This window comes from Glycomyces albidus (assembly GCF_009451885.1).
GTDB lineage: Bacteria > Actinomycetota > Actinomycetes > Mycobacteriales > Micromonosporaceae > Glycomyces > Glycomyces albidus.
On the sequence record NZ_WIAO01000026.1, the window covers coordinates 21,789 to 48,457 of the forward strand.

23 protein-coding genes are annotated in these 26,669 nt (G+C 71.1%); 15 read left to right on the plus strand and 8 right to left on the minus strand.

Going from position 1 to position 26,669, the window contains the following annotated elements:
• Positions 1–61 precede the first annotated feature (61 nt).
• The 6 genes from GFD30_RS18780 (at position 62) to GFD30_RS18805 (ending at position 7,622) form a co-directional block, all read left to right on the plus strand.
• Positions 62–1,147, plus strand: a complete 1,086-nt coding sequence (locus GFD30_RS18780; protein ID WP_227996627.1) for a LacI family DNA-binding transcriptional regulator — start codon at positions 62–64, stop codon at positions 1,145–1,147.
• Positions 1,144–2,496, plus strand: coding sequence for an extracellular solute-binding protein (locus GFD30_RS18785; RefSeq protein ID WP_153026724.1), 1,353 nt, complete (start codon positions 1,144–1,146; stop codon positions 2,494–2,496). The genes GFD30_RS18780 and GFD30_RS18785 overlap by 4 nt, the downstream gene beginning before the upstream one ends.
• Positions 2,493–3,434, plus strand: a complete 942-nt coding sequence (locus GFD30_RS18790; RefSeq protein WP_153026725.1) for a carbohydrate ABC transporter permease — start codon at positions 2,493–2,495, stop codon at positions 3,432–3,434. The genes GFD30_RS18785 and GFD30_RS18790 overlap by 4 nt, the downstream gene beginning before the upstream one ends.
• Positions 3,431–4,351 carry a carbohydrate ABC transporter permease gene (locus GFD30_RS18795; RefSeq protein ID WP_153026726.1) on the plus strand — a complete coding sequence of 307 codons (921 nt, stop codon included), beginning with the start codon at positions 3,431–3,433 and terminating at the stop codon, positions 4,349–4,351. Before GFD30_RS18790 ends, GFD30_RS18795 begins: the two co-directional genes overlap by 4 nt.
• Before the next feature lie 78 nt (positions 4,352–4,429).
• Positions 4,430–6,541, plus strand: a complete 2,112-nt coding sequence (locus tag GFD30_RS18800; protein ID WP_153026727.1) for a beta-galactosidase — start codon at positions 4,430–4,432, stop codon at positions 6,539–6,541.
• Positions 6,542–6,641: 100 nt separating this feature from the next.
• On the plus strand, positions 6,642–7,622 hold the full coding sequence (locus tag GFD30_RS18805) for a phosphotransferase enzyme family protein (RefSeq protein ID WP_153026728.1): 981 nt from the start codon (positions 6,642–6,644) through the stop codon (positions 7,620–7,622).
• A 3-nt stretch (positions 7,623–7,625) separates the two neighbouring features.
• Here the strand turns inward: GFD30_RS18805 and GFD30_RS18810 are convergent, their stop codons facing one another.
• Together GFD30_RS18810 and GFD30_RS18815 are read right to left on the minus strand one after the other, a co-directional pair.
• A complete protein-coding gene (locus GFD30_RS18810) occupies positions 7,626–8,507 on the minus strand; it encodes a sigma-70 family RNA polymerase sigma factor (protein ID WP_153026729.1) in 882 nt (293 codons plus the stop codon).
• Positions 8,508–8,568: 61 nt separating this feature from the next.
• Positions 8,569–9,138 carry a TetR/AcrR family transcriptional regulator gene (locus GFD30_RS18815; protein WP_153026730.1) on the minus strand — a complete coding sequence of 190 codons (570 nt, stop codon included), beginning with the start codon at positions 9,136–9,138 and terminating at the stop codon, positions 8,569–8,571.
• Positions 9,139–9,242: 104 nt separating this feature from the next.
• Here GFD30_RS18815 and GFD30_RS18820 point away from each other — a divergent pair, with 104 nt between their 5' ends.
• A complete protein-coding gene (locus tag GFD30_RS18820) occupies positions 9,243–9,647 on the plus strand; it encodes a DUF4267 domain-containing protein (RefSeq protein WP_153026731.1) in 405 nt (134 codons plus the stop codon).
• Between the two features lie 89 nt (positions 9,648–9,736).
• On the opposite strand, the gene GFD30_RS18825 is transcribed toward GFD30_RS18820, so the two are convergent.
• Entirely contained in the window at positions 9,737–11,029 is a 1,293-nt protein-coding gene (locus GFD30_RS18825) for an MFS transporter (RefSeq protein ID WP_153026732.1), read from the minus strand.
• Positions 11,030–11,102: 73 nt separating this feature from the next.
• On the opposite strand from GFD30_RS18825, the gene GFD30_RS18830 reads away from it, so the two are divergent.
• Positions 11,103–11,648, plus strand: coding sequence for an ArsR/SmtB family transcription factor (locus tag GFD30_RS18830; RefSeq protein ID WP_322633398.1), 546 nt, complete (start codon positions 11,103–11,105; stop codon positions 11,646–11,648).
• Between the two features lie 431 nt (positions 11,649–12,079).
• On the opposite strand, the gene GFD30_RS18835 is transcribed toward GFD30_RS18830, so the two are convergent.
• The 4 genes from GFD30_RS18835 to GFD30_RS18850 form a co-directional block, all read right to left on the minus strand.
• Positions 12,080–13,696 carry a glycerol-3-phosphate dehydrogenase/oxidase gene (locus GFD30_RS18835; RefSeq protein ID WP_153026733.1) on the minus strand — a complete coding sequence of 539 codons (1,617 nt, stop codon included), beginning with the start codon at positions 13,694–13,696 and terminating at the stop codon, positions 12,080–12,082.
• Positions 13,697–13,759: 63 nt separating this feature from the next.
• Complete coding sequence (gene glpK / locus GFD30_RS18840; RefSeq protein ID WP_153026734.1) at positions 13,760–15,289, minus strand: glycerol kinase GlpK; 1,530 nt, start codon at positions 15,287–15,289, stop codon at positions 13,760–13,762.
• A 55-nt stretch (positions 15,290–15,344) separates the two neighbouring features.
• Positions 15,345–16,118 (minus strand): MIP/aquaporin family protein, encoded by a 774-nt coding sequence (locus GFD30_RS18845; RefSeq protein ID WP_322633399.1) that lies wholly within the window; start codon positions 16,116–16,118, stop codon positions 15,345–15,347.
• A 276-nt stretch (positions 16,119–16,394) separates the two neighbouring features.
• Positions 16,395–17,159: an IclR family transcriptional regulator gene (locus GFD30_RS18850; RefSeq protein ID WP_153026735.1), complete on the minus strand. Its 765-nt coding sequence runs from the start codon at positions 17,157–17,159 to the stop codon at positions 16,395–16,397.
• A gap of 372 nt (positions 17,160–17,531) precedes the next feature.
• On the opposite strand from GFD30_RS18850, the gene GFD30_RS18855 reads away from it, so the two are divergent.
• The 7 genes from GFD30_RS18855 to GFD30_RS18885 all read left to right on the plus strand — a co-directional run bounded on the left by GFD30_RS18855 (position 17,532) and on the right by GFD30_RS18885 (position 25,238).
• Positions 17,532–18,422, plus strand: a complete 891-nt coding sequence (locus GFD30_RS18855) for an SMP-30/gluconolactonase/LRE family protein (RefSeq protein WP_153026736.1) — start codon at positions 17,532–17,534, stop codon at positions 18,420–18,422.
• 156 nt (positions 18,423–18,578) lie between these two features.
• Positions 18,579–20,393 (plus strand): ABC transporter substrate-binding protein, encoded by a 1,815-nt coding sequence (locus GFD30_RS18860; RefSeq protein WP_153026737.1) that lies wholly within the window; start codon positions 18,579–18,581, stop codon positions 20,391–20,393.
• Positions 20,390–21,463, plus strand: coding sequence for an ABC transporter permease (locus GFD30_RS18865; protein ID WP_153026738.1), 1,074 nt, complete (start codon positions 20,390–20,392; stop codon positions 21,461–21,463). Before GFD30_RS18860 ends, GFD30_RS18865 begins: the two co-directional genes overlap by 4 nt.
• Positions 21,460–22,371, plus strand: a complete 912-nt coding sequence (locus GFD30_RS18870) for an ABC transporter permease (protein WP_153026739.1) — start codon at positions 21,460–21,462, stop codon at positions 22,369–22,371. Before GFD30_RS18865 ends, GFD30_RS18870 begins: the two co-directional genes overlap by 4 nt.
• The gene (locus GFD30_RS18875) at positions 22,368–23,351 is read left to right on the plus strand and encodes an ABC transporter ATP-binding protein (RefSeq protein WP_153026740.1); all 984 of its coding nucleotides are present in this window, start codon (positions 22,368–22,370) and stop codon (positions 23,349–23,351) included. The genes GFD30_RS18870 and GFD30_RS18875 overlap by 4 nt, the downstream gene beginning before the upstream one ends.
• Positions 23,352–23,442: 91 nt before the next feature.
• Positions 23,443–24,411, plus strand: coding sequence for an ABC transporter ATP-binding protein (locus tag GFD30_RS18880; RefSeq protein WP_322633400.1), 969 nt, complete (start codon positions 23,443–23,445; stop codon positions 24,409–24,411).
• Entirely contained in the window at positions 24,408–25,238 is an 831-nt protein-coding gene (locus tag GFD30_RS18885; RefSeq protein ID WP_322633401.1) for a M55 family metallopeptidase, read from the plus strand. The genes GFD30_RS18880 and GFD30_RS18885 overlap by 4 nt, the downstream gene beginning before the upstream one ends.
• Here GFD30_RS18885 and GFD30_RS18890 read toward each other — a convergent pair.
• Positions 25,195–26,535, minus strand: coding sequence for an RNA-guided endonuclease InsQ/TnpB family protein (locus tag GFD30_RS18890; RefSeq protein WP_227996629.1), 1,341 nt, complete (start codon positions 26,533–26,535; stop codon positions 25,195–25,197). The two genes, GFD30_RS18885 and GFD30_RS18890, sit on opposite strands and share 44 nt — an antisense overlap.
• Between the last annotated feature and the right edge of the window lie 134 nt (positions 26,536–26,669).

Consider the following 26,669-nt stretch of genomic DNA (forward strand, 5'->3'; position numbering starts at 1 on the left):
ATGGGCGCGGGATGTGACGTAGGTTCCATCTGACAACGTAGTCAGAGCGATATGGACCCCTATGCCCCCCACGACTCCCCCGGGCGAGACCTCGGCCCGGCGCCGCCCGCCCGGCATGACCGACGTGGCCCGCCTCGCCGGGGTCTCGCAGAAGACCGTCTCCCGCGTGGTCAACAACGAGCGGTACGTCTCCGACGAGGTCCGCGAGAAGGTCCTGCGGGCGGCGCGGGAGCTGGGGTTCCGGCCGAACACGGCCGCGCGGGCGCTCATCACCGGCCGGTTCGGGCGCATCGGCGTGGTCGCGCTCGGCACCGCCCTGTACGGGCCCGCGTCGCTGCAGGTGGCGATCGAGCGCGCCACCCGGGCCGCCGGGATCTCGGTCATGGTCGCGAATACCCTTGAGGGCCAACCGGACTCGATCGGCGACGCGGTCGACTGGCTGCTGCGCCAAGGCGTGGACGCCATCATCCTCTCGGACCCGGTCGACGAGGGCGTGGAGCTCCGGGTCGACCCGAACGTGCCGGTCTACAGCTTCGGCAGGAGCATCCCCCCGGCCGAGAACCTGCTGCCGGGCGACTTCAACGCCGACGCGACCCGCGCGGTCGTCGAGCACCTCCTCGACCTCGGGCACGAGCGGGTGTGGCACGTCGCCGGGCCCGCCACGTGGTTCGCCGCGCGCGAGCGCGTCGACGGCTGGCGGGCCGCGCACGAGGACCGCGGCATCGAACCGCCGCCGCCCGTCGAGGGCGACTGGACCCCCGCCTCGGGGTACGAGGCCGGCCGCCGGCTCTTGCGCGAACCGGACGTGACCGCCGTGGCCTGCGCGAACGACGACATGGCGCTCGGGTTGATCCGCGCCTTCACCGAAGCGGGCCTCCGCGTCCCCGAGCGGGTCAGCGTCACCGGCTTCGACGACACCCCAGCCGCCGCCTACCTCGACCCTCCGCTGACGACCGTCCGCCAGCAGTTCGACGCCGACGCCGTCCGCGGCCTCGGCGTCCTCCTGCGCCGGCTCGGCGCGCCCGCCGGCACCGCCGAGCCCGTCCCCGCGGCCGCACCGCAGGCGAATCGCCGGCTCGTGGTCCGCCGATCCACCGCACCGCCCCCGAACCGGCTCAACGAGGAGCCAGGAAAGGACGCACGATGAATCCCCGCTTCAGACGAAGGACGGGGCTCGCCGCCGCGCTCGCGAGCCCGCTCGCGTTCGGCGCCTGCGCCCGCCAGCGCGTCGACCCGCCCGAGCAGGTGAGCCGGGCCGAGATCGACGAGGCCATGCGCACCCCGACCGAGCTGAACTTCTGGACCTGGGTGCCCGGGATCGAGAAGCAGGTCGCCCTCTTCGAGGAGGCGTACCCGGACATCACAGTGGACGTGACGAACGCGGCGCAGGGGGCGGGCCACTACGCGAAGATCCGCACCGCGCTGCGGGCCGGGCGCGGCGCGCCCGACGTGGCCCAGATCGAGTACGAGATGATCCCCGCGTTCACGATCACCGACCACCTCCTGGACCTGCGGCCCTACGGCGCCGGCGAGCTGGAGGACCGGTTCGTCGACTGGGTGTGGGCGCAGGTGAGCGGCCCCGGCGGGGAGGTGTGGGCGATCCCGCAGGACACCGGTCCGATGGGGATGCTCTACCGGGCCGACATCTTCGAGGCGCACGGCATCGAGGTCCCCGAGACGTGGGAGGCGTTCGCCGAGGCCGCCCGCGCGCTCCACCGGGCCGACCCCGAGGTGTATCTGGCGAACTTCCCGCCCAGCCAGGGCGCGTACTTCGCCGGCTCCCTCTGGCAGGCCGGCGCCGACCCGTTCGCCGGCTCCGAGGGACCCGTCCTCAACGTCGACGTCACCTCCGAGCCGGTCCGGCGGGTCGCCGAGTACTGGGCCGGACTCGTCGCCGAAGGCGTGGTCTCCACCGACCCCGACTTCAGCGACCAGTGGTACCAGGCCGCGAACCGCGGCAAGTACGCCACGTGGCTCACCGCCGCCTGGGGCCCGGTGTTCCTCCAGTCCACCGCCGCCTCCACCAGCGGCAAATGGCGGGCCGCCCCGCTGCCGCAGTGGGAGTCCGGCGGGCCGGCCGCCGGGAACTGGGGCGGGTCCACGAACGGCGTCTTCAACATCACCGAGCACCCGATCCAGGCCGCGGTCTTCGCGCAGTTCATCAACACCGACCCCGAGTGCACCAAGGCCATGGCCACCGAGCAGTTCCTGTTCCCGCCCACCAAGGCGCTCCTGGAGGACCCCGAGTTCACCGGCATGGAGCTGGAGTTCTACGGCGGCCAGAAGGTCAACGAGGTGTTCGCGCAGATCAGCGAGACGGTCTCGCCCGAATTCCAGTGGCCGCCGTTCAACGACCAGGTGCGGGCCGACTACGGCGCCACCGTGGGCGCCGCCATCGCCGAAGGCGGCGACGCCGCCGCCGCGCTCGGCGACTGGCGCGACCGCATCACCGCGTACGCGGAGTACCAGGGCTTCACCGTGGAGGAGGCGTCATGAGCACCGAATCCGCGACCGCGACCGCGACCGCGCCGGCCGCGAAGGGCCGGAACACCAAGGGCGGCAAGGGGCCCCGGTACGCCAGGACCGGGTACCTGTTCGTCGCCCCGTTCATGATCGCCTTCACGGCGATGTTCCTGGTGCCCCTCGCGTACGCCGCCTGGTTCAGCCTCTTCCGGGAGCAGATGATCGGCGGCAACGTCTTCGTCGGCCTCGACAACTACACGCGGGCCTTCACCGACCCGCTGCTCATGGCCGGCCTGGGCCGGGTCGCCCTGTTCTTCCTCATCCAGGTCCCGGTCATGATGGCCCTGGCGCTGTTCTTCGCGCTCGCGCTCGACAGCGCGCTCGTGCGGCTCTCGCGGACCGTGCGACTGGCGATCTTCATGCCCTACGCGGTGCCGAGCGTCGTGGCCGCCCTCATGTGGGGCTTCCTCTACGGGCCCGACTTCGGGCCCATCGCGCAGTTCGCGGACCGGATCGGCGCGACCGCGCCGGACTTCCTCGGCGCCGACCTCATGCTCGGGTCGATCGCGAACATCGTGACCTGGGAGTTCACCGGCTACAACATGATCTTGCTGTACGCGGCCCTGCGGGCGATCCCCGTCGAGCTGTACGAGGCCGCCTCCGTCGACGGGGCCGGGCCCTGGCGGATCGCCTGGTCGATCAAGATCCCGCTGCTGCGGCCGGCGATCGTCCTGTGCATGGTCTTCTCGGTCATCGGCAGCTTCCAGCTCTTCAACGAGCCCAGCATCATGCGGACCTTGGCGCCCAACGTGATCATCGCCGAGTACACGCCCAACCTCTACGCGTACAACCTCGCGTTCGTCGGCCAGGAGTACAACTACGCGGCCGCCGTGTCCTTCGTGCTCGGCTTCGTCATCATGGCCGGCTCGTACCTCTTCATGCTCGCCACCAACCGCAGGAGCCGGTCATGAGCACCGTCATCGAGCAACCGCAGGCGCCGGCCGGGCCGGCCGCCCGGGTGCGGCCCCGAAAGCCCCGCCCGAAGCGCAGCACCGTCCTCACCGTCGGGATGCTCGCGGCCGCCGCGTACTTCCTGCTGCCGCTGGTGTGGCTCGTCATCGCCTCCACGAAGTCCTCAGAGGACCTGTTCTCGACGTTCGGGCTCTGGTTCGGCGGGGAGAACAGCCTCTTCACCAACGTCAAGGAGACGTTCACCGTCGACGACGGCGCGTTCGGCACCTGGCTCGGCAACTCGCTGCTGTACGCCGTCGCCTCCGCCGCCGGCGGCACCTTCCTGGCCGCGCTCGGCGGGTACGGGTTCGCGAAGTACCGGTTCAAAGGCAACCAGGCCATGTTCATGGGCGTCCTCGGCGCCATGGCCGTGCCCTCGACGGCCCTCGCGATCCCGACGTACCTGCTGTTCAGCCAGGCGGGCCTGACGGACACGCCGTGGGCGATCATCCTGCCGTCCATGGCCAGCCACCCGTTCGGGCTGTACTTCATGCGGATCTACGCCGACAGCGCCGTCCCCGACAGCCTCATCGAATCCGGCCGCATCGACGGCGCCGGCGACTTCCGGATCTTCTTCCAGGTCACCGGCAGGCTCCTCATGCCCGCCGTCGCGACCATCATGCTGTTCATGCTGGTGCAGACCTGGAACAACTACTTCCTGCCGCTCATCATGCTCAACGACCCCGACCTGTACCCGGTCACCGTCGGCCTCGCCGCCTGGCAGGGGCAGGCGTCCACGTCGGGCGGGGCCAGCGGCGACTACCTACCCCTGGTGGTCACCGGGTCGCTCGTCTCGATCCTCCCGCTGATCATCGCGTTCCTCTTCCTGCAGCGCTACTGGACGACCGGCCTGGTCTCCGGGAGCGTCAAGCAGTGAGCTCGGCCGGTCCGGGGCCGCGCAAGGACGGCACCCGGACCGGTCCCGGTCGACACCCGCACCACCCGAAGGAAGCACATGTCCAACTGGCCCAACCCGATCCTCTTCGGCGCCGCCTACTACTACGAGTACCAGCCGGCCGCCGCCGGCGGCCTCGGCGGCGAGGAGGGGCTCCAGCGGCTCAAGACCGACCTCGACCTCATGGCCGAGGCCGGGTTCTCCGTCATCCGCGTCGGCGAGTCCGTCTGGAGCACCTGGGAACCCGAGAACGACCGGTACGACCTGGAATGGCTGCGGCCGGTCCTGGACGGGGCGCAGGAGCGCGGCATCGGCGTCGTCCTCGGCACCCCGACCTACGCCGTCCCGCCGTGGCTCGCCCGCCTGTACCCCGAGATCGCCGGCGAGCACCGCACCGGCGAGCGGATCGACTGGGGCGGAAGGCAGGAGGTCGACTACACCCACCCGGCCTTCAGGTTCCACGCCGAACGGACCATCCGCAAGATCCTCGCGACCTACGCCGACCACCCCGCCGTGATCGGCTTCCAGGTCGACAACGAGCCCGGCCTCCACCTCTTCCACAACCACGGCGTGTTCCAGCGGTTCACCGACCACCTGCGGCGCGAATACGGCGACGTCGAGACCCTCAACCGCGAATGGGGCCTCGTGTACTGGTCGCACCGGCTGTCGACCTGGGCCGACCTGTGGACGCCCGACGGGAACGCGCAGCCGCAGTACGAGCAGGCGTGGCGGCGCTTCCAGACCGAGCTGACCACCGAGTTCATCGGCTGGCAGGCCGACATCGCCCGCGAGTACGCGCGCGAGGACCAGTTCGTCACCACCTGCATCTCCTACCCGCGCCCGGCGATCGACGACCGCGCGCTGGCCGGCCGGCTCGACGTGACCGCCGGGAACCCGTACTACCGCATGCAGGACGCCTTCGCGCTCCCGCACGACGGCGGCGGCGACGCCGCGAACTGGAGCACCCAGGGGACGTGGGCGCTCTACCACTCGGCCGACCGGATGTACTCCTCGCGCCAGGAGCCGTTCCTGGTCACCGAGACCAACGCGCAGGCCATCGGCGGCCCCTGGGACAACCACCCCGCATACGACGGGCAGTGGCGCCAGGCCGCGTGGGCGCTGGTCTCGCGCGGCGCCAAGATGATCGAGTACTGGCACTGGCACACCCTCCACTTCGGAACCGAGACGTACTGGGGCGGGATCCTCCCCCACAGCCAGCGCCCCGGCCGCGTCTACCGCGAGCTCGCGCGCCTCGGCGCGGAGCTGCGCAAGGCCGGCGCGGCCCTCGACGGCCTGGTCCCCGACGCCGACATCGCGGTCCTGTACTCGAAGCCGAGCGAATGGGCGCTCGCGGCGCAGCCGGCGCTCGCGCACGACGACGGGAGCCCCGACCGCCGCTCCTTCGAGTCGATCACCGGGCCGTTCTACAAGGGCGCCTTCGATGCCGGGCTCCAGGTGCGGATCGTCCACACCGAGCAGCTCGGCGACCCGGCCGCGGCGGTCGCGGACTTCCCGGTGGTCGTGGCCGCGGGGATCTACGCCGCCGACGACGGCCTGCTGGACTGGATGGACCGGTACGCGGCGGCGGGCGGGCACCTGGTGCTGGGCCCGCGCACCGGCTACGGCGACCAGGAGGCGCGGGCGCGGCTCGAGGTCAAGCCCGCGCGGCTGCACGAGGCGGCGGGGGTCTGGTACGAGGAGTTCGCGAACCTGACCGGTCCGGTCCCGGTGCGGGCCGCGGAGGACTCCCCGCTCGAGCTCGGGCCGGACGCGGCGGCGGTCAAGTGGGCCGACGGCGTCTACCTCGACGGGGCCGAGGCGCTGGCCGAGTACGCGCACCCGCACTTCGGGAAGTTCAAGGCGGCCGCGACGCAGGACCACGGGCTGGGCCGGGTCACCTATGTCGGGACGGTCCCGAACGACGCGTTCGCGAAGGCGCTGTTCGAATGGCTCGCCCCGCAGGACCGGTGGCGCCCGGCGCACCCGAGCGTGACCGTGACGAGCGGCCGCGCGGCCGACGGGAGCACGGTCCGGTTCGCGCACAACTGGTCGTGGGAGGAGGCGGAGGTGGAACTGCCGGCGGCGGCCGTCGATCTCCTGGACGGCGCCGAGTACGCCGCGGGCGACCCGCTGCGGCTGGGCCCGTGGGATGTGAAGGTGCTCCGCGAGTAGCGCCGCCTGACGTCCGCATTGCGGCGATGTGGACGGTGCTGCGCCGCTGCGAACGGGAATCGGGTTGCGGTCGGGTTCGGCGCCGGTGAGACTGGCGGCGATGATGCCTTTGATCGCGATCGACGAATTGAAGCGGACCGTCTCCGACGCGTGGGACTCCCCCGTCGCCGACGAGGTCGCCGCCGCCTGGGGGTACCCGCCCGGGACCGCGAAGTGGTGGCGCTCCAGCGCCTCCCATGTGTTCGTCCTGCCCGATCCGGACGGCAAGCGGTACCTGCGGTTCGTGCCCGACGCGTATGCGGGCGCAGAGCGGTTCGCGGCGGTGAGCGCGGTGATGGACCGGCTGGCCGGGGCCGGTGCGGACGTGGTCCGCCCGGTCCCGGCCCGGTCCGGCGCCTTGACCGCGACCGTGCCGACCCCGCTCGGACCGATGCACGCCATGGTGGTCGAGGCCGCGCCCGGCGGTGAGCGCGACGTCGAGGACCTCACCGAGGCGGGCGCCCGGGACTGGGGCCGCGCCCTCGCGGCGGTCCACCGGGCCGCCGAAGGGATCGACGTGGCGCTGCCGGAGGCGTTCACCGAACTCGCCAAGGTGCCCGACCGGTTCGCCGGGGACCCCGCCCTCGTGGCGGCCGCGGCGCGCCTGTCCGACCGGCTCGCCGGCCTGCCGCGCTCCGGGTTCGGCATCGTGCACGGCGACTTCGAGCTCGACAACCTCGCCTGGAGCGGAAGCAGGGCGACCGCGTTCGACTTCGACGAGGCCGCCCGGTCCTGGTACGCGGCCGACATCGCCTTCGCGCTGCGCGACCTGACCGGCCCTGACGGCGAACCCGGGGCCGCGCACCGCGGGCGCTTCGACGCGTTCCTCGCCGGGTACCGCGGCATGCGACCGTTCGGCGACGACGAGCGGGCGCACCTGCGGCTGTTCGCCGGCGTGCACGCGGTGTGCTCGCTGGTCCGCATCGCCGCCGCGGTGGAGGGCGCCGGCGGCGACGGGTGGATGGGCGAGCTCCGGAGCAGCCTGGACGACCTGTCCCGCTCGCACCGGAAGCTCGCGACGGCCGTCGCCGCGGACCTGTAGCGCTCAGGCGGCCGGTGCCAGTTCGAGGACGGCGAGGGTCTCGGGATCGTTCATGATGGCGATCGCGGTGATCCGGCCGTCCTCGACGGTGAAGTCGAGCACCGAGCGCGGGATGCCGCCCGGGGCCCACATGGCGCCGACGTAGCCGTCGACCAGCACCGGGACCGCCGCGCGGGCCTGGCCGTTGAAGATCGCGGCGACCTGCTTCGCGCCGATGACCTCCCGGCTGGCGAAGCCGGTGGCGACCGCGGCGTCGTCGGCGACCACCGTGATACCGGGGTCGAGGACTTCCAGGAGGTCCTCGAAGCGGCCTTCGCGGGCGGCGGCGAGGAACGCCTCGACCACCGACCGCTGCGGCGGCGCCTCGGGGGCCGGCGCGCCCTCGCGGCCTCGGGCGACCCGGCGGCGGGCGCGGCTGGCGAGCTGGCGGGTGGCCTCGGGGGTGCGGTCGAGGACCGGCGCGATCCGGTCGAACGGCACGCCGAACAGGTCGTGGAGCACGAACGCCACCCGCTCGGCCGGGTTGAGCGAGTCCAGGACGACCTGGAGTGCGTGGCCGACCTCGTCGGCCATGACCGTCCGGTCCTCGGGGCCCTCGACGGCGGCGGGCGCGTTCGCGTGCACGGTCTCGTCGAGCTCGTCCTCGCGGCGGGTCCGCCGGGACCGGAGCAGGTTCAGGCACACCCGCGAGACGACGGTGGTGAGCCAGCCGCGGAGGTTCTCGACGTCGGCGGTGTCGGTGCGCGCGAAGCGCATCCAGGTCTCCTGCACCGCGTCGTCGGCCTCGCTCGCGCTTCCGAGCATCCGGAAGGCGACCGCGCGCAGGTGGTCGCGGTGCTCCTCGAAGCGCTGCGCTGGGCCGTGCGCTGCAATGGCGTCGCTCATGGGTCCTCCGTCGAAGTCGGTCAACGCTACTGACCCGCGGACGGGCCCGGATGTGACGGCCTCACGCCTTGCCGAAGCGTTCCAGGAAGATCGCCAGGCGCTGCTCCTGGAGGTCCGGTCGCAGGCGGCCGCCGCGGCCCAGGGCCGCGAGGCCGTGCAGCGCCGCCCAGCCGGTCTCGGTGAAGGCGTCGGGGTCGCGGTCCCCCGCGAGCGGCGCGAACACCGCGAACAGCTCGGCGAAGGCGGCTTTGAGGACCTCGGGGGCGTCGACGCCGAACGGCAGCCCGTCCGCGAGGGTGAAGATCGCTTCGAACACGGCCGGGTTGGCGGCCGCGAAGTCGAGGTAGGCCTGCGCGACGGCCGCGAGCGCGCCGCCCGGCCCGGCGGCGGTCCGCGCCGCTTTGAAGACCTCGGTGAGTTCGGCGATGCCCTGGAGGGCGACGGCGTCGATGATCGCGCCGCGGCCGGCGAAGTGGCTGTAGAGGACCGGCTGGCTGTACTCGATGCGCTCGGCGAGCCTGCGGATCGTCACCGACGGCCAGCCGTCGGACTCGGCCATGTCGCGGGCGGCGCTGACGATGAGCGCTTCGCGTTGGGCGCGTTCGCGTTCGCGACGCTGCTGGGTAACCATGGCCACAATCCTAGCACCGCTAGACATCCGAGCGAAGCTATGCTAGCGTCATTCATGTTCCTAGCAACGCTAGATTTCCTAGTCACCTTTTGAAGGAGCCCCCCATGGCCCGCCGCATCACCGCCGACGCCCTCACCGTCCTCAGCGTCCTCTTCGTCTTCTCCTTCGGCCTCCAGTACCTCCTCACGCCCGCCGCCGTCGCGCCGAGCATGGGGTTCGCGCACTGGCCCACCGGCGAGGCCGCCGAGTTCCTGAGCGTCAAGGGCGCCCGCGACCTCGGCTCGGCCGTCGTGCTCCTGGTACTGCTGCTCATCCGCGAACGCCGCGCGCTCGGATGGGCCCTGATCGCCACCGCGCTCATCCCGATCGGCGACGGCTCGCTCATCCTGGCCCACGGCGGCAGCGCCGCCATGGCCTTCGGCGTCCACTACACCACCGCGGTCGGCGTCATCGCCATCGGCCTGCTCCAGCTCTCGGTCGCCAAGCGCGCCAAGGCCGTCGAGGCCTGAACGGGCGAAGGGTCCGCCTGGCGGCGGCAGGCGCTGACGAGGCATCAGCTTTCGCCGCCAGGCGGACCCGGCACATGCGGAGGCGGTCGCTACGCGGCCGCCTCCGCCGGTTCCGGTTCGGGCTCGGGGAGCGTGCGCAGGTTCCGCAAGGGCGAGAAGAAGACCGGGAGGAACGCGGTGCAGATCCCGGCCGCGGCGATCCACAGCGTGGTCCGCGCACCGAGGTACTGGCCGAGGACGCCGCCGACGAGCGAGCCGACCGCGTAGGCGCCGAACACCAGGAAGCGGACCGTGGCGTTCATGCGGCCGAGCATCCCGTCCGGGGTCAGGCGCTGGCGGAAGCTCACCTGCGTCACGTTGTAGACCACGCCGCCGATGCCGACGAACGCCATCGCCAGCGCGCCGATCCAGATCCGCCAGCCCGGTTCGGCGGCGGGGATGAGGAGGATCCACGGCGAGGTGACGGCGACCGAGACCCAGACGACGCGCCCCTCCCCCAGCCAACGGGTGGCGGTGCCGACGGTGAACGCGCCGGCGACGCCGCCGACGCCGAAGAGGGCGAAGAACAGGCCGATCTCGCCGGGGGTCATGCCGAGGTCGCGGGGCAGGAAGACGACGATCATCGCCATGAAGGCGCCCATCCAGAGGTTCCAGGAGCCGGTGCACGCGATGATCGAGGCGAGGATGCGGTTCCCGAAGACGAACCTGAGGCCGTCCTTGATCTCGGCGGCGATCCGGGAGCCGTGGGCGACCTGGGGTTTGGGTTCGCGGCGGCGGATGCGGAGGAGGAACAGGGCCGAGGCGCCCATGGCGGCCGCGTCGAAGGCGATCGCGACGGGCGCGGTGAGCCACTCGATGAGCTGGCCGGCGAGGACGGGCCCGCCGAGCTGGGCGGTGGAGCGCACGGTCTCGAGCTTGGCGTTGCCTTCGACGAGGTGCTCGCGGCCGACGAGGTGCGGCAGGTAGCTCTGGTAGGAGACGTCGAAGAAGACCGTGAAGACGCCGATGACGAGCGCGACCGCGTAGAGCTGCCAGATGGTGAGGACGTCGGCCCACCAGGCGGCGGGGACGGTGAAGAGGACGGCGGCGCGCACGATGTCGCTGACGATGAGGACCCGGCGGCGGCGCATGCGGTCGATCCACGCGCCGGCGGGGAGGCCGATGAGCAGGAAGGCGATCATCGTCATCGAGGAGAGGACGCCGACCTCGAACTCGCTGACGTCGAGCGCGATGACCGCTGCGAGCGGCAGGGCGAGCGAGGTGATCTGGTATCCGAACTGCGCGACGGTGGTGGAGAGGAAGAGGTCGCGGAAGTCGCGGTCGCGGAGCAGGCCGAGGCGGTCGCGCTCGGCGGGCGCTTCGGGGTCGCCGATGGAGATCATGCGATTGAGTATTCCCAATCGGTTGGGTTTTGTCAATCGCTCGGATCGCCGGGGCGGGCCCTAAGATGAAGGTGTGGCAGAGCAGGGCAGCGCAGAGCGATTCAAGGACGACCGGCCGCTGGCGACGGAGGCCGAGGCCAAGGCCGTGGCCTCGGCGGTGCGGCTGCGGATCCTGCGGCTGTGCCTGGACAGCGCCCTGACGAACAAGGAGATCGCGCAGCGGCTCGGATCGAACCCGGCGACCGTGCTCCACCACGTCCGCAAACTCGTCGACACCGGATTCCTTGCGGCGCAAGAGGAGCGGGTGGGGGCGCGGGGGGCGCGGGAGATCCCGTACCTGGCGACGCGGAAGTCGTGGGCGCTGCGGCTCGGCGAGGAGTTCCACTCGGACCTGACCACGGCGATGCTCGACGCGTTCCAGTCCGAGGTGGCGCAGCTCGGCGACCCCGCGCAGATCAACGTCGCCCGCATCGGCCTGCGGATGAACGAGGAGCAGTACGCGGAGGTCAACCGGCGCTTCCGCGACCTCTACGCGGAGCTGACCAAGCTCGAGCCGGGCCCGGGCGCCAAACCGTATTCGCTGTTCGTGGCGATCCACCCCGACCTCGGCCGCGACTGAACGGGCCGGACGCGAGGAATACTCGATCGCCAGGCGCCCCCGGCTTCAACCATGGCGCGGAGGTACGACATCGCAGGACCGGTCCGCGGCGCCGGCCTCGGAGGCGAGTGATGCTCGATCCTCAGGCGCCCCCGGCTTCAACCATGGCGCGGGGGTGTGACATCCGGAGGTCCGTCCACTCCGGAGACGGCCTATGCGAGTGTTGCTCGATCCGCCGACGCCCCCGGTTGCAACGATGACGGGGAGGAACGACAGACCGGACGACCGGTCTCGGATCGACCCGGATGCGGGGGACACTCGGTCCGCAGGCGCCCCGGTTGCAACGATGACGGGGAGGTACGACACCCGGCCGGCCGCGGGTCAAGACGAGGCCGCCTCCGAGTGTGTGGTTTCGGAGTCGGCCCCGTGCTCCCTCATGGAATCGTGGTCTGTCAGCGCCGGTCGAGCAGCGTCTGGACGCGGGCGCGGATCTCGGGCGTGTCGAGGCCGCGGATCGTGAGGGTGGTGCGCCGGCGCAGGACGTCGTCGGGCGTCTCGGCCCACTCCATGTCGCGCGCGTAGACCACCTGGGCCCAGATCTCGGGGGCGTCCGGGTGGACGCGCTCGGCGAGCTCCGGGTGCTCCCCCGCGAGGCGGGCGATGTCGAAGGCGATCGAGCCGTAGTGGGTCGCGAGGTGCTTCGCGGTGTCCTCGCCGAGGTTCGGCAGCGGCGCGCCGCCGTCGGAGAGGAGCCGGTGCTGGACGGCGTGCGGGTTCGCGATGCCCGGCAGCGGCAGGCGCCGCGGCAGGTTCCGCATGGGCTCCATCTCGGAGCCGATCGTGTACCCCGGCATCTCGGCGAGCTTCTTCATCACGGTCCGTCCGATGTGGCGGAACGTGGTCCACTTGCCGCCCGCCACCGAGAGCATCCCGCCGCGGCCCTCGGTCACGACGGTCTCGCGCTTGGCCTTCGCGGTGCTGCCCGGCCCGCCGGGCAGGACCCGCAGGCCCGCGAACGAGTACGTGATGAGCTCGCGCCGGAGCTGCTCGGGGCGGACCGAGTGGCCGGCCTCGTCGAGGATCTGCGCGACGTCCTTCTCGGTCACCGCGACCTCGCCGGGGTCGCCCTCGTACTCCTCGTCGGTGGTGCCGAGCAGGAGCATGTCCTCCCACGGCAGCGCGAACGTGATGCGGTACCGGTCGATCGGCGTCGCCAGCGCGGCCTTCCAGTGGGCGGTGCGCTTGAGGACCAGGTGCGCGCCCTTGGAGAGGCGGATCGACGGGTCGGCGCCGGCGTCCTCCATGCGGCGCAGGTGGTCGACCCACGGCCCGGTGGCGTTGAGGACGACGTGGGCGTCGACGCCGAACTCGGTGCCGTCGCGGCGGTCGCGGAGGTCGGCACCGCTGACGCGTCCCTTCGTGAACCGCAGGCCGGTGACCTCGGCGTGGTTGAGGACCGCGGCTCCGGCGTCGGCGGCGGCGCGCACGGTCATGAGGGCCATGCGGGCGTCGTTCATCTGGCTGTCGCCGTAGACGGCGACGGCCTTGAGGTCGTCGATGCGCAGCTCGGGCACGGCCATGCGGGCCTTGGCCGGGTTGAGCAGGTGGCCGACGCCGTCGCCGAAGGCCGAGAGGGCGGAGTAGGCGAAGACGCCCGCGCCCATCTTGGCGGCGCTGTGCGGGCCGTGCTTGTAGATCGGCAGGTAGAAGGTGAGCGGGCGGGACAGGTGCGGCGCCACCTGGCGGGTGACGGCGCGGCGCTCGAAGTGGTTCTCCGCGACGAGTTTGACGGCGCCGGTCTGGAGGTAGCGCAGGCCGCCGTGGAGGAGCTTGGAGGAGGCCGAGGAGGTCGCCCCGGCGAAGTCGCCGGAGTCGACCAGGGCCACCCGCAGCCCCGACTGGGCGGCGTGCCAGGCGGTGGAGATGCCCAGGATGCCGCCGCCGATGACGAGCAGGTCGAACGTCGTGTTGGACAGGTGCTCTCGCTGCTCGGCCCGGTCGGCCCGCTCGGTGTAGCGGACCGCGGTCGGGTCCTCCCGGTTGGCGGGGAGGTGCTGCAAGGTGGTCATGGCCGACTCCTCATTCCACTGTGTTCGATACCAGTGCGTCCACAGCGGGTTCATCCACTGTGTTTAGTCTTCCAGCCAGCCCATGGTCCGCTCGACGGCCTTGAGCCAGTTCTTGTACTCCCGGTCCCGCAGTTCCGGGTCCATGTTCGGGGTCCATTCGGCGGCGCGGCGCCAGTTGGCGCGCAGGTCGTCGGTGGAGTTCCAGAAGCCGACGGCGAGACCGGCCGCGTACGCGGCGCCGAGGCAGGTGGTCTCGGCGACCATCGGCCGCACGACGGGCGCGTCGAGGACGTCCGCGAGGAACTGCATCAGGAGGTTGTTCGAGGTCATGCCGCCGTCGACCTTGAGCGCGACGAGGTCGTCGCCCGAGTCCTTGATCATGGCGTCGGAGATCTCGCGGGTCTGCCAGGCGGTGGCCTCCAGGACGGCGCGGGCGATGTGGGCCTTGGTGACGTACCGGGTCAGGCCCGCGATGACGCCGCGGGCGTCCGAGCGCCAGTAGGGGGCGAACAGCCCGGAGAACGCCGGCACGAAATAGGCGCCGCCGTTGTCCTCCACCGACATCGCGAGAGTCTCGATCTCGGCGGCGGTGCTGATGAGGCCCATCTGGTCGCGCATCCACTGGACGAGCGAGCCGGTGACGGCGATGGAGCCCTCGAGCGCGTAGACCGGGTCCTGGTCGCCGATGCGGTAGCCGACGGTGGTGAGCAGGCCCGACTCGGAGTGGATGAGCTTCTCGCCGGTGTTCATGAGCATGAACGTGCCGGTGCCGTAGGTGGACTTCGCCTCGCCCACGGAGTAGCAGGTCTGCCCGAACAGGGCGGCCTGCTGGTCGCCGAGGGCCGAGGCGACGGGGACGCCGCCGAGGAGCTGGCCGAGCGTGCCGCCGGTGACCTCGCCGTAGATCTCGGAGGACGAGCGGATCTCGGGCAGGACCTGGAGCGGGACGCCCATCTCGGCGGCGATCTCCTCGTTCCAGCTCAGGTCCTCGAGGTTCATCAGGAGGGTGCGCGAGGCGTTGGTGACGTCGGTGACGTGAACGCCGCCGTTCACGCCGCCGGTGAGGTTCCAGATGACCCAGGAGTCCATGGTGCCGAAGAGGATGTCGCCGGTCTCGGCCTTCTCGCGCAGCCCTTCGACGTTGTCGAGGAGCCAGGCGATCTTGGGCCCGGCGAAGTAGGCGGCCAGCGGCAGGCCGGTCTCGCGGCGCCAGCGGTCCTGGCCGACCTCGCCGCCGAGCTGCTTGCAGAGCACGTCGGTGCGGGTGTCCTGCCAGACGATGGCGTTGTGGACCGGCTGGCCGGTGCGCTTGTCCCACAGCATGGTCGTCTCGCGCTGGTTCGTGATGCCGATCGCCAGGATGTCGTCGCGGCGGGCGCCGGCCTTGACCATGGCCCCGGCGACGACCTCCTGGACGTTGCGCCAGATCTCGGCCGCGTCGTGCTCGACCCAGCCCGGTTTCGGGAAGATCTGGGCGTGCTCCTTCTGGTCGACGGCGACGATGCGGCCGTCGCGGTCGAAGATGATGCACCGGCTGGAGGTGGTGCCCTGGTCGATGGCCGCGATGAACGGGCCGCTGTGCGAGTCGGTCATGGTGCGCTCCAAAACATCGTTGTCGAGGCGGAATACGTCGATTGTGTCGTCATGGCTAGGCGAAGGCAACGTTGTAGAGCAGACCGGCGAGTGCGGCGCCGGCGAGCGGGCCGACCACCGGGACCCAGGCGTAGCCCCAGTCCGAGCGGCCCTTGTGCTTCAGGGGCAGCAGGGCGTGAACGATGCGCGGGCCGAGGTCGCGCGCGGGGTTGATGGCGTAGCCGGTCGGGCCGCCGAGGGAGAGGCCGATGCTGACGACGACGAGTGCGGTGATGAGGACGCCGAGCGTGCCGAGGCCCTTGCCGGAGTCGTTGAGGCCCTGCGTGAGGATCGCGATGAGGAGGACGAAGGTGCCGATGACCTCGGTCGCGAGGTTCATGGCGGCGTTGCGGACCTCGGGTCCGGTGGAGAAGACGCCGAGGACCGGGCCGGCCTTGGCGTCGTCGGGGCCTTCGACGGCGTCGGGCTGCGGGGCGAGGTCGGCCATGTGGGCCTGGAACTGGCCGTAGTAGGCGACCCAGACGAGGAAGGCGCCGATCATCGCGCCGACCATCTGCGAGGCGATGTAGAGGGGGACCTGGTCCCAGGGGGTGCCGCCGGTGACGGCGAGGCCGATGGTGACCGCGGGGTTGAGGTGGGCGCCGGAGACGCCGGCCGAGACGTAGGCGGCGGTGAGCACGGCGAAGCCCCACCCGAAGGTGATCGCGAGCCATCCGGCGTTCTGGGCCTTGGACTTCTTGAGGGTGACCGCGGCGCACACGCCGCCGCCGAGCAGGATCAGCAGGGCCGTGCCGACGACCTCGCCGATGATGATGTCTGTGTTGGACACTTGCGACTCCTTTGTCCGTGCCCGAGAGCGGTGCCGGGGGCGCCGTCCTCGTTGGAAGGGCTTTTGTTCCGGCCGGTGGGCGGAGTGAACGCTGAAGCCGTTTAGCGTTCGACAATGCCGACCGACGTACGCAAAGTGTTCTCCTCTGGCACCAGCTCGTCAATAGGTATGTGACGACCGCCACATTTCAAGTCGCGAACCATGTGAAACGCCTGCAAGACAGGCATAGCAGGACCACACCGGTCCCGTGGCGAAGCGGAGGAATCGGGCGTACCGCTAGAAGGGCTTGGCCCCGAGGTCGCGCGAGACCGACCGGGCGGTGTCGCGGACGGCCGCGACGAGCTCGGGCCGCAGCTCACCGTCCCTGCACATGCGTTCGACGGCGCCGGTAATGCCGACCGCGCCGACCGTGAGCCGGTGGCGGTCGAAGATCGGCGCGGCCACCGAGGCCACGCCTTCCCAGGTCTCGTCCATGTCGGTGGCGTAGCCCTGGGCGCGGGTCCGCTCCAGCACCCGCTCGATGTCGGGCAGCTCGGTGAGCGTGCGGGCCGTGAACGGCTCGCGCTTCGCGTCGACCAGCTCGGCGTGCGCGACCGGGTCGAAGGCGGTGAGCACCTTGCCGAGCGCGGTCGAGTGCATCGGCTGCATGGCGCCGACCTCGAGGACCTGGCGGCTGTCGTCGGGGCGGAAGACGTGGTGGACGATGAGGACGCCCTGCTGGTGGACCACCCCGAGGTAGACCGCCTCGCCGCCCGAGCGGGCCAGGTCGTCGGTCCACACCAGCGCGCGGGCGCGCAGCTCGTGCACGTCGAGGTAGGTGGTGCCCAGGCGCAGGAGTTCGGCGCCGAGCTGGTAGCGGCCGGAGTCCGGGTCCTGCTCCACGAAGCCCTCGTGCTGGAGCGTCCGGAGTATCCCGTGCGCGGTGGCCTTGGCCAGGCCCAGCGCCGACGCGATGTCCGACAGGCCGAGGCGCCGCTCACCGCCCGCGAGCAGCCGCAGCATCGCCGCCGCGCGCTCCAGCGACTGGATGTGCTTCGCCATCCGCCCGCCTCCGTTCCGGTCCGGTCCGCCCCGCGGTCCGAGAACCGACCGCGTTCGAGCATTGCCTTCGTTCGACAATGCTAAACGCTATCGGCCCTTGCCGACCAGACAGGTACCGGCACCGCCCGGCCGCTGGGAACGGCGAACGCCGGCGGACCGGACCCGCCGCCCGTCGGTTCGGGCGGTGTCGGGTCAGCCGCAGCGGCTCTTGCGGTGGCATCACCGGTCGCGCGGCATCCAGTGCTCGGGGAGCCTGCCTTCACGATGAAGCGGCACCGCCCGTTCGGCGTCCGATGTCGAGAGGGTGGGAGCCGACGGCATTCGATGCCGTAGGTTCGGCTCCGACATCACCGCAGCCCCAGGAGGTTCCCGTTGAGCAAGACGCCCGTGCAGTTCGAGGTCCGCGACGACCGGTTCAGCGTCGGCGGCGACGACTACCTTGAGTGCCTCTTCTCCGGAGGCCGGTGGACGGAGGGGCCGGTCTACGTGCCTTCCGGGAAGTACCTGCTGTTCAGCGACATCCCGAACGACCGGATGATGCGCTGGGACGAGACGGACGGCTCGGTCAGCGTCTTCCGCTCCCCCGCCGGCTACACGAACGGGCACGCCCTCGACCGGCAGGGCCGCCTCGTCTCGTGCGAGCAGGGCGGGCGGCGCGTCACCCGCACCGAACTGGACGGCTCGGTCACCGTGCTCGCCGACCGGTGGGAGGGCAAGCGGTTCAACAGCCCCAACGACGTCGTGGTCGACTCCCGGGGCGCGGTGTGGTTCACCGACCCGCCGTACGGGATCACCAGCGACTACGAAGGGCACCGGGCGGAGCAGGAGATCGACGGCTGCCACGTGTACCGGGTCGACCCGGACACGGGGGAGGTCGCGCGGGTCGCCGACGACTTCCAGCGCCCCAACGGGCTCGCGTTCTCCCCCGACGAGCGGACGCTCTACATCGCCGACACCGCCGGCGGGCACATCCGGTCCTTCGCGGTCGCCGACGGCCGGCTCTCGGGCGGCGCGGTGTTCGCCGAGTCCCCCGGCGGCCGCTTCGACGGCCTGCGCGTCGACGTCGAGGGCCGCGTCTGGGCCGCCGCGGCCGGGGTGCACTGCTTCGACCCCGACGGCACGCACCTGGCCACCCTCCCGGTCCCGCAGCCGGCGGTGTCCAACCTGGTCTTCGGCGGCCCGAAGCGGAACCGGCTGTTCATGACCGCCACCGACTCGGTGTACTCGATCATGCTGAACACGAACGGCGTCTGGCGGTTGTAGGGCGTCACGGGCGCCGCATATTGCAGCAATGAAAACTTTCTTCACATCGTTGACAAGATAAGAAGGGTTCCGTCATGCTGTCCGGTACATCTGCGGTCCGCGGCCCCGCCGCGGGCCGGCAGACGCCCGGAACCGAATGCGAGGACCTTGCACCCCATGAATCCCCATGCCCTGACGCGGCGGCTCCTCGCCGCCGCGGCCGCGCTCCTGACGGCGGCCGGAGCGCTGGCCGTCACCGCGCCCGGCGCCGCGGCCCAAGAGGAGGCGACCGACTCCCTGCTCATCGCCACGAACCAGGAGGTCGACACCTTCAACCCGTTCAAGCGGCGGTTCGTCATCACCTACAACACCAGCATGATGACGTACGAGACGCTCGTGCGCATGGGCACCGACTACGAGCCGGTGCCGGGCCTGGCGACCGAGTGGGAGGAGTCCGAGGACGGTCTCACCTGGACGTTCACCATCCGCGAAGGCGTCGAGTGGTCCGACGGCGAGCCGCTGACCGCGCAGGACGTCGCCTATACCTACAACCTCCTCATCGAGAACCAGGCCATCCGCGACTGGAACATCGACTTCGCCGGGAACCTGGTGAGCGCCGAGGCCCCCGACGACACCACGTTCATCCTCACCCTCGCGCAGCCCTCCCCGTGGGACGTCCTCACCCGCGAGGTCTTCATCGTCCCCGAGCACATCTGGTCGGAGTTCCCCGACCCGTCGGCCGACGACGCGAACCAGCTCCCGCTGGTCGGCTCCGGCCCGTTCCAGGTCACCGAGTACCAGACCGACGAGTTCATCCGGCTCGAGGCCAACGAGAACTACTGGGACGGCGCGCCCGGATTCGACGAGATCGTCTTCGACTACTACGCCGAGACCGACGCGGCCGTGGCCGCGCTCGAAGCGGGCGAGGTCGACATCGTCAACGGCCTCAACCCCGCCCAGATGGAGGCCCTCGAAGGCCAGGACGGCATCACCGTCAACAACGCGCAGGGCCGCCGGTACGTCTCGCTCACCATCAACTACAACTCGGTGACGCAGGACGGCACCGCGTTCGGCAACGGGCACCCCGCGCTCAAGGACCCGGTCGTCCGCCAGGCCATGCACATGGCGATCGACAAGGCGGCCCTGGTCGACCGGGTCCTCGACGGCAACGGCCAGCCCGCGACCTCGATCATCCCCGAGATCTTCGAGCAGTACCACTGGGACGGCGGGGACTCCCTGCTGGAGTTCGACATCGACGCGGCGAACGCCCTCCTCGACGAGGCCGGGTACGTGCGCGGCGACGACGGGATCCGGACCATGCCGGGCACCGGCGAGCGGCTGAGCTTCCGGTTCTTCCAGCACGCCGACAACACCGACTACGCGACCGTCGTCCAGTTCGTGACCGAGTGGTGGACCGAGCTGGGCCTGGAGATCAAGCCCGAGGCCATCGAGCAGGGCACCCTGAACGACATGGCGTACCTCGGCGAGTTCGACATCGCCTTCTCCGGCTGGGGCGTCGGCCCCAACCCGACCGAGCAGCTCGGCATGCACACCTGCGCGGTCCTGCCGACCCTCACCGACGGGTCCGAGCGCTCCAGCGAGAACAACTACTGCAACACCGAGTTCGACCGCATCCACGTGCGGCAGAAGGTCGAGTCCGACCCCGACGCCCGCGCCCTCCTCATCAAGGAGCAGCAGCGTCTGCTCTACGAGGACACGCCCGTGATCTACCTGTACTACCAGAACGTGCTCGAGGCGTACAACAGCGACAAGATCACCGGCATGGTGCTCCAGCCCAGCGAAGGCGGCATGATCACCGGCCAGCAGGGCTACGCGTGGTCCTACGTGACGGCGCAGCCGGCCGGCGCGGCCGACGACGAGGGCACCCCGGCGTGGGTCTGGATCACCGTGGCGGCCGCAGCGGTCGTCGTGATCGCCGGCGGCGTCGTGTTCGCACTGCGCCGCAGGAAGACGGCGGACGAGCGCGAATGACCGACAGTCCGACACCCGAGGGCGGGGCCGCCCCGTTGCACGACCCGGCCCCGCCCTCGGGGCGCCGCCCGGGCCGGCCCGTCTCCAAGCGGAGCACGAGCGGGTTCGGGCGGTACCTCTGCAAGCACATCGGCGGCGCCGCGGTGTCGCTCCTGCTGGTGCTGTTCTCGTCGTTCTTCATCTTCCGGCTCATCGCCGGCGACCCGATCGACCAGCTCACCAAGGAGCGGCCCGTCTCGCCCGAGGAGCGCGCCGCGCTCCGGGCCGAGCTCGGCCTCGACCGGCCCATGTGGCAGCAGTTCTGGGACTACATCACCGGGACGCTCACCATGGACCTCGGCGACTCGTTCCAGTACCGCCGGCCCATCTTCGACCTCATCGTCGAGCGGCTCCCGGCCACGATCCTGCTCTCGGGCACCGGGATGGTCCTCGCGGTCCTGCTCGGGTTCTGGATCGGGACCCGCTCGGGCTGGCGGCAGGGCTCGCGCTTCGACCGCGCCCACGTCGGCACCGGCCTGCTCCTGTACTCGGCGCCGACGTTCTGGCTCGGCATGATCGTCATCCTCGTCTTCGCCCGGTACCTCGGGATCTTCCCCGTCAACGGGATGCGCTCCCCGAACACCCCGCCCGATCTCTGGTCGCAGGCGGTCGACATCGGGCACCACCTGGTGCTGCCGGTGCTCACCTACACGGCGGTCGTCTACGCCGGGTACCTCATGATCATGCGCTCGTCCATCCTGGACGAGATCGGCAACGACTACCTGACCACCGCCCGCGCGAAGGGCCTGCGCGACGACGAGGTGCGCGACCGGCACGCGGTGCCGAACGCCCTGCTGCCCACCGTCACCCTGGTGTTCCTCGCGATCGGCGGCGTCGTCAACGGCTCCATCGTGACCGAGACCGTCTTCAGCTGGCCCGGGCTCGGAAGCCTGTTCGTGCAGGCGATCTTCTACCCCGACCGGCCGGTCCTCCAGGCGCTGTTCGTGCTGTTCTCCGCCTCGACCATCATCGCGGTGCTCGCCGCCGAGATCCTCTACTGGTTCATCGATCCACGGATTCGGAAGTCATGACGACGTCCACACCGACCTCGCCGCGCGCCCTCAGGCGGGCCCGCCGGCGGCAATCGTTCGCGCGGTCGTGGGCCGCGTACCGGGCCCAGCGGACCGGGATGATCGGCCTCGTCCTCCTGGGCGCCATCGTCCTCCTTGCGCTGGCCGCGCCCGTCCTCGTCGACGAGTCGGCGCTCTCGGTCACCCAGGCCACCGGCGGGCGCATGGAGCCGCCGAGCGCGGAGTACCCGCTCGGCACCGACGAAGTCGGCCGGTCGGTCCTGGCGCTGACACTGTGGGGCTCGCGCCTCTCGCTCCTCATCGGACTCACCGCCACCGTCGTCGCGATCGTCATCGGCACCGCCGTCGGCGTCACCAGCGGCCACGTGGGCGGCTGGTACGGCTGGATCGCGCTGCGCGTCTCCGACTGGTTCATGGTGCTGCCCAGCCTGGTCGTGGCCATCGCACTCCTGGCGGTGCTCGGGCGCAGCATGGCCACCACGATCCTCGTCATCGCCCTCGTCTCCTGGTCGGGGACGACCCGGCTCGTGCGGGCCCAGACGCTCACCGTCCAGTCCCGGCCGTACCTCGAGCGCGCGCGGGCCCTCGGCGCCGGGCACTGGCACCAGATGACCAAGCACCTCCTCCCCAACGTCCTTCCGCTGGTGCTCGCCAGCGCGACCCTGCTCGTGCCCTCGGCGATCCTCATGGAGTCCTCGCTCGCGTGGCTGGGCCTGGGCGACCCGAACGTGGTGTCGTGGGGTTCGATCCTCAACCGCGCCAGCGACAACGGCGCGGTCTCGGCCCACGCGTGGTGGTACCTGCTGCCGCCGGGCCTGGCGATCCTGCTGGTCGTGCTCGCGTTCATGATGTGCGGGCGGGCCCTGGAGGCCGTGTTCAACCCCAGGCTGCGAGGTGAATCCGCATGACGCTGCTGGAGTTCCGGGACGTGCACGTCACGTACACCGGTTCGCGGGGGCGGATCCCGGCCGTGCGCGGCGTGGACCTCGCCGTGGAGGCCGGGACGACGGTGGGCGTCGCGGGCGAGTCCGGTTGCGGGAAGTCGACCCTGGCGATGGCGGTGCTGCGGCTGCTCCCCCGCTCCGCGGAGGTGACCGGGGAGATCCTGCTCGACGGCGAGGACCTGCTCCGGATGGGGTGGGGTCGGCTGCGGGCGGTGCGGTGGACGGGCGCGTCGATCGTGTTCCAGGGAGCGATGCACTCGCTCAACGCGGTGCAGCGGATCGGGCGGCAGGTGGCCGAGCCGATGCTGGTGCACGACAAGGGCTTGCGGCCTGCGGTGGCCGCGAAGCGCGCCGAGGGGCTGCTCGAGCGGGTCGGGCTGCCGCCGTCTCGCGTGCGGAGCTACCCGCACGAGCTGTCGGGCGGGCAGCGCCAGCGCGTCATGATCGCGATGGCGCTCGCGTGCGACCCGGACCTGATCATCGCGGACGAGGCGACGACGGCGCTCGACGTGATGGTGCAGGCCCAAGTGCTGCAGCTCATCTCGGGTCTGGTGTCGGAGCGCGGCGTGGGGCTGGTGATGATCAGCCACGACCTGTCGGTGCTGTCGTCGGTGTGCGACACCGCGGCGGTGATGTACGCGGGCCGGATCGTGGAGCAGGGGCCGGCGCACGAGGTGTTCGCGCGTGCGCGGCACCCGTACTCGGCGGCGCTCGGGGCGGCGTTCCCGGTGATCGGGGATCCGGCGTCGCGGCTGCGGCCCGGGGGCCTGGCGGGCGACCCGCCGGATCCGACGCGGCTGCCGGAGGGCTGCTCGTTCCGGCCGCGGTGCGCGGTGGCGGTGGAGCGGTGCGGCCTGGAGTCGCCGGAGCTGCTGCAGATCGGCGGCTCGCGGTCGAGCGCGTGCTTCGTGGCCCAGGAAGGGGAGCCCGTTGTCGTCGGTTGAGGGACAGGCGTCGGTCGAGGGACAGGCGTCGGTCGACGGTCAGGCGCTGGACGAGCGTCAAGCTTTGGATGCGGGAAGGGCGTCGGACAAGGTGCTGACTGCCCGGGACCTGCGGGTCGAGTTCGGGCTGCCGGGCGGGCGGACCGCGCGGGCGGTGGACGGGGTGGACCTCGACGTGGCGCCCGGGGAGATCGTGGCCCTGGCCGGCGAGTCGGGGTGCGGGAAGACGACGCTGGCGCGGACGCTCCTGGGACTGGAGCCGGCCACGGGCGGGCGGATCGCGTTCGGCGGGACGCCGCTGGGGCGTTCGGGGAAGGCGCTCAAGGCGTACCGGCGGCAGGTGCAGCTCGTGCTCCAGGACCCGTCGGGGGCGCTGAACCCGCGGCACACCGTGTACGAGGCGGTGGCGGAGGGCCTGCGGATCCACGGGATCACCGACGACGAGCCGGGACGGGTGGCCGACGCGCTCGCGCGGGCGGGGCTGCGGCCGCCGGAGCGGTTCTTCCTGGCCTATCCGCACGAGCTGTCGGGCGGGCAGCGCCAGCGCGTGGTGATCGCGGGGGCGCTGGTGCTGGAGCCGAGCATCCTGATCGCGGACGAGCCGGTGGCGTCGCTGGACGCGTCGGTGCGCGGGGAGATCCTCTCGCTCCTGCTGCGGCTCAAGGAGGACGCGGGCCTGGGGGCGCTGGTGATCACGCACGACCTGGGTCTGGCGTGGAGCATCGCGGACCGGATCGCGATCATGTACCTGGGCCGGATCGTGGAGCAGGGGCCGGTGGAGCAGGTGCTCACCGCGCCGCGGCACCCGTACACGCGGGCGCTGGTGTCGGTGCTCCCCGATTCCCCCGTGCCGGAGCCGATCGTGCTCGCGGGCGAGCTGCCGGACGCGTCGCGGATCCCCGGCGGGTGCCGGTTCCGGCCGCGGTGCCAGGAGGTGGCCTCGGGGAGCGCGCTGCCGGTGCTCGGGCGGTGCGAGGGCGAGGATCCCGGGGTGCTCGGGCCGGACGGCGGTTCGCACGAGGCCGCGTGCCATCTCGTGCATGCGAGGATGGCGGCGTGAAGATCCTCATCAGTGCCGACATGGAGGGCGCCACGGGTGTCACCTGCCCTGAGGACGTCCTGCCGGGCGGGCCGGGGTGGGAGCGGATGCGGCCGCTGTTCACCGGGGACGTGAACGCGGCGGTCGGCGGGCTCTTCGCGGGCGGGGCCGATGCGGTGGTGGTGAACGAGGCGCATTGGACGATGCGGAACCTGCTGCTGGAGCGGCTGGACCGGCGGGCGGCGATGATCACGGGCCGGCACAAGGACCTCTCGATGATGGAGGGCGTGCAGCACGGCGACGTGGACGGCGTGGTGTTCCTGGGCTACCACGCGGGGGCCGGGGCCGAGGGGGTGCTGGCGCACACGTACCTGGCGAACTCGATCACGGGCGTGTGGCTCGACGGGGTCCGTGCGAGCGAGGGCCGCTTGAACGCGGCGGTCGCGGCGGAGTTCGGGGTGCCGGTGGTCATGGTGATCGGCGACGACAAGACGGTCGAGGACGCGAAGGGCTATGCGCCCGAGGCGGTCGGGGTGCAGGTGAAGCAGTGCGTGTCGCGGTACGCCGCGCGGTGCGACCCGCCGGCGGTGACGGCGGAGGCGATCGCGGCCGGGGCCGAGGAGGCCGCGGCGCTGGCGGTCCGGCGCGAGCCGGTCGTGTCGCCGCACCGGATCGAGGTCGAGTTCGACGCCGACCACCTGGCCCGCGCGGCTACGGTGGCTCCGGGGGTCGAGATGTGCGGTGAGCGGCGGGTCGGGTTCGACTCGCCCGCGATGTACGAGGCGATCCGCTGCTTCAAGGCGGTCACGACGCTGGCGAGCGCGGCGATGGAGGAGCACTACGGTTGATGAACATTCGATCGACATGAAGAGCTTGACATCCTCCGCTCCCCTGCTGAGAGCGGATTCCAACCGAAACCGGCTGAGGTTCACGGACAATCACCAGCTGGTGCGGGGTCGTCCCTCCGGCATGTCCTGCCGCGATGTTGATGGCTGCGTTGGTGTCGGCGTTGCACGCGAATCCGCAGGAGATGCAGGAGAACTCGGCTTGGCTCTTGCGCGAGTGCTTCTCGATCCATCCGCAGGCGGAGCAACGCAGACTGGTGTAGGGGGCGGGGACGTCTTCGACCCGACCGGGGGCTTTCTGCTCGGTGCGCAACCGGAGCTGACCCCAACCTTGCGCCAGGATCGCCCTGTTGAGACCGGCCTTAGCGGCGACATTTCGGCCTGGCTCGGCCGCGGTGCCTCTGGCGGAGCCGGTCATGTTCTTGATGTTGAGTTTCTCGAACCGGATCACATCGAACCTGGTCGCGAGCATCGTCGAGGTCTTCTCGACCCAGTCCTTGCGCCGAGCTGCTTCCTTGGCTTTGATCTTCGCGGCCCTGGCATACTCGGCGGCGCGGTGGTCCGAGCCTTTCGGGGCGCGTGCGGCGCGGCGCTGGTGCTTACGGTGCCGGGCACGCTCGGCTTCAGAGAGCTGCGGGCAGTTGAGGATGCGCCCGTCAGAGAGTGCAGCCGTGATCACCACACCGCGATCGACGCCCACGACTTCGCCGGTGCCGGGCGCCGGCTTTGGGTCGGGCACGACGGCAAACGCCGCATGCCACTGACCGTTGCGGAAGGTGACCCGGAATGTCTTCGCCTCTGGCAGGCCCCGGCCCTTGGTGAGGCGAAACCGGACCATCCCGCAGCCGGGCACGTTCACCTGCGCCCATCGGCGATTCAGCCGCTCGACGCGAACCGACCGGGACATCACTTGCTTGCCTTTGGCGTTCAACTTCGGGATGCCGTCTGGCGTGAAGGCGGGGATGCGGTCGGTGCCGATCACCCGGAAGCCCTCGTGTCGGTGGCGCTTGCGCCAGGTCGGCTCCCCGAAACCCGACGTGTAGCGGCGGGCAACGGCCTGGTCGAAGTCGCGCAGCGCCTGCTGTTGAATTTCGGCGTTGCCTTCTCGCAGCCATTCGCTCGCGGCTCGGGCCTCGGTCAACTGCCGAGCAAGCTCGACATACCGGGGTGTTGGACTCTTATGCCGGGCCCAGTAGGAACGTTGCTCGACCGCCAGGTTCCAGACATACCGGGCTTGCGCGCAGTGCAGCAGCATCTGCTGTTCCTGCCGCTTCGTCGGGTACATCCTAAAACGAGCCATAACATGATTATATTCCGAATAACTCTCAGTTACCACACCTGCTCCATCCGAAGTGCGCGACAGCGTCCTGTAAAGATTGGCGGAAGGCAATGCAATCTCCCTACAACGCTTGGGAATCGCCCATCACCTCCGGC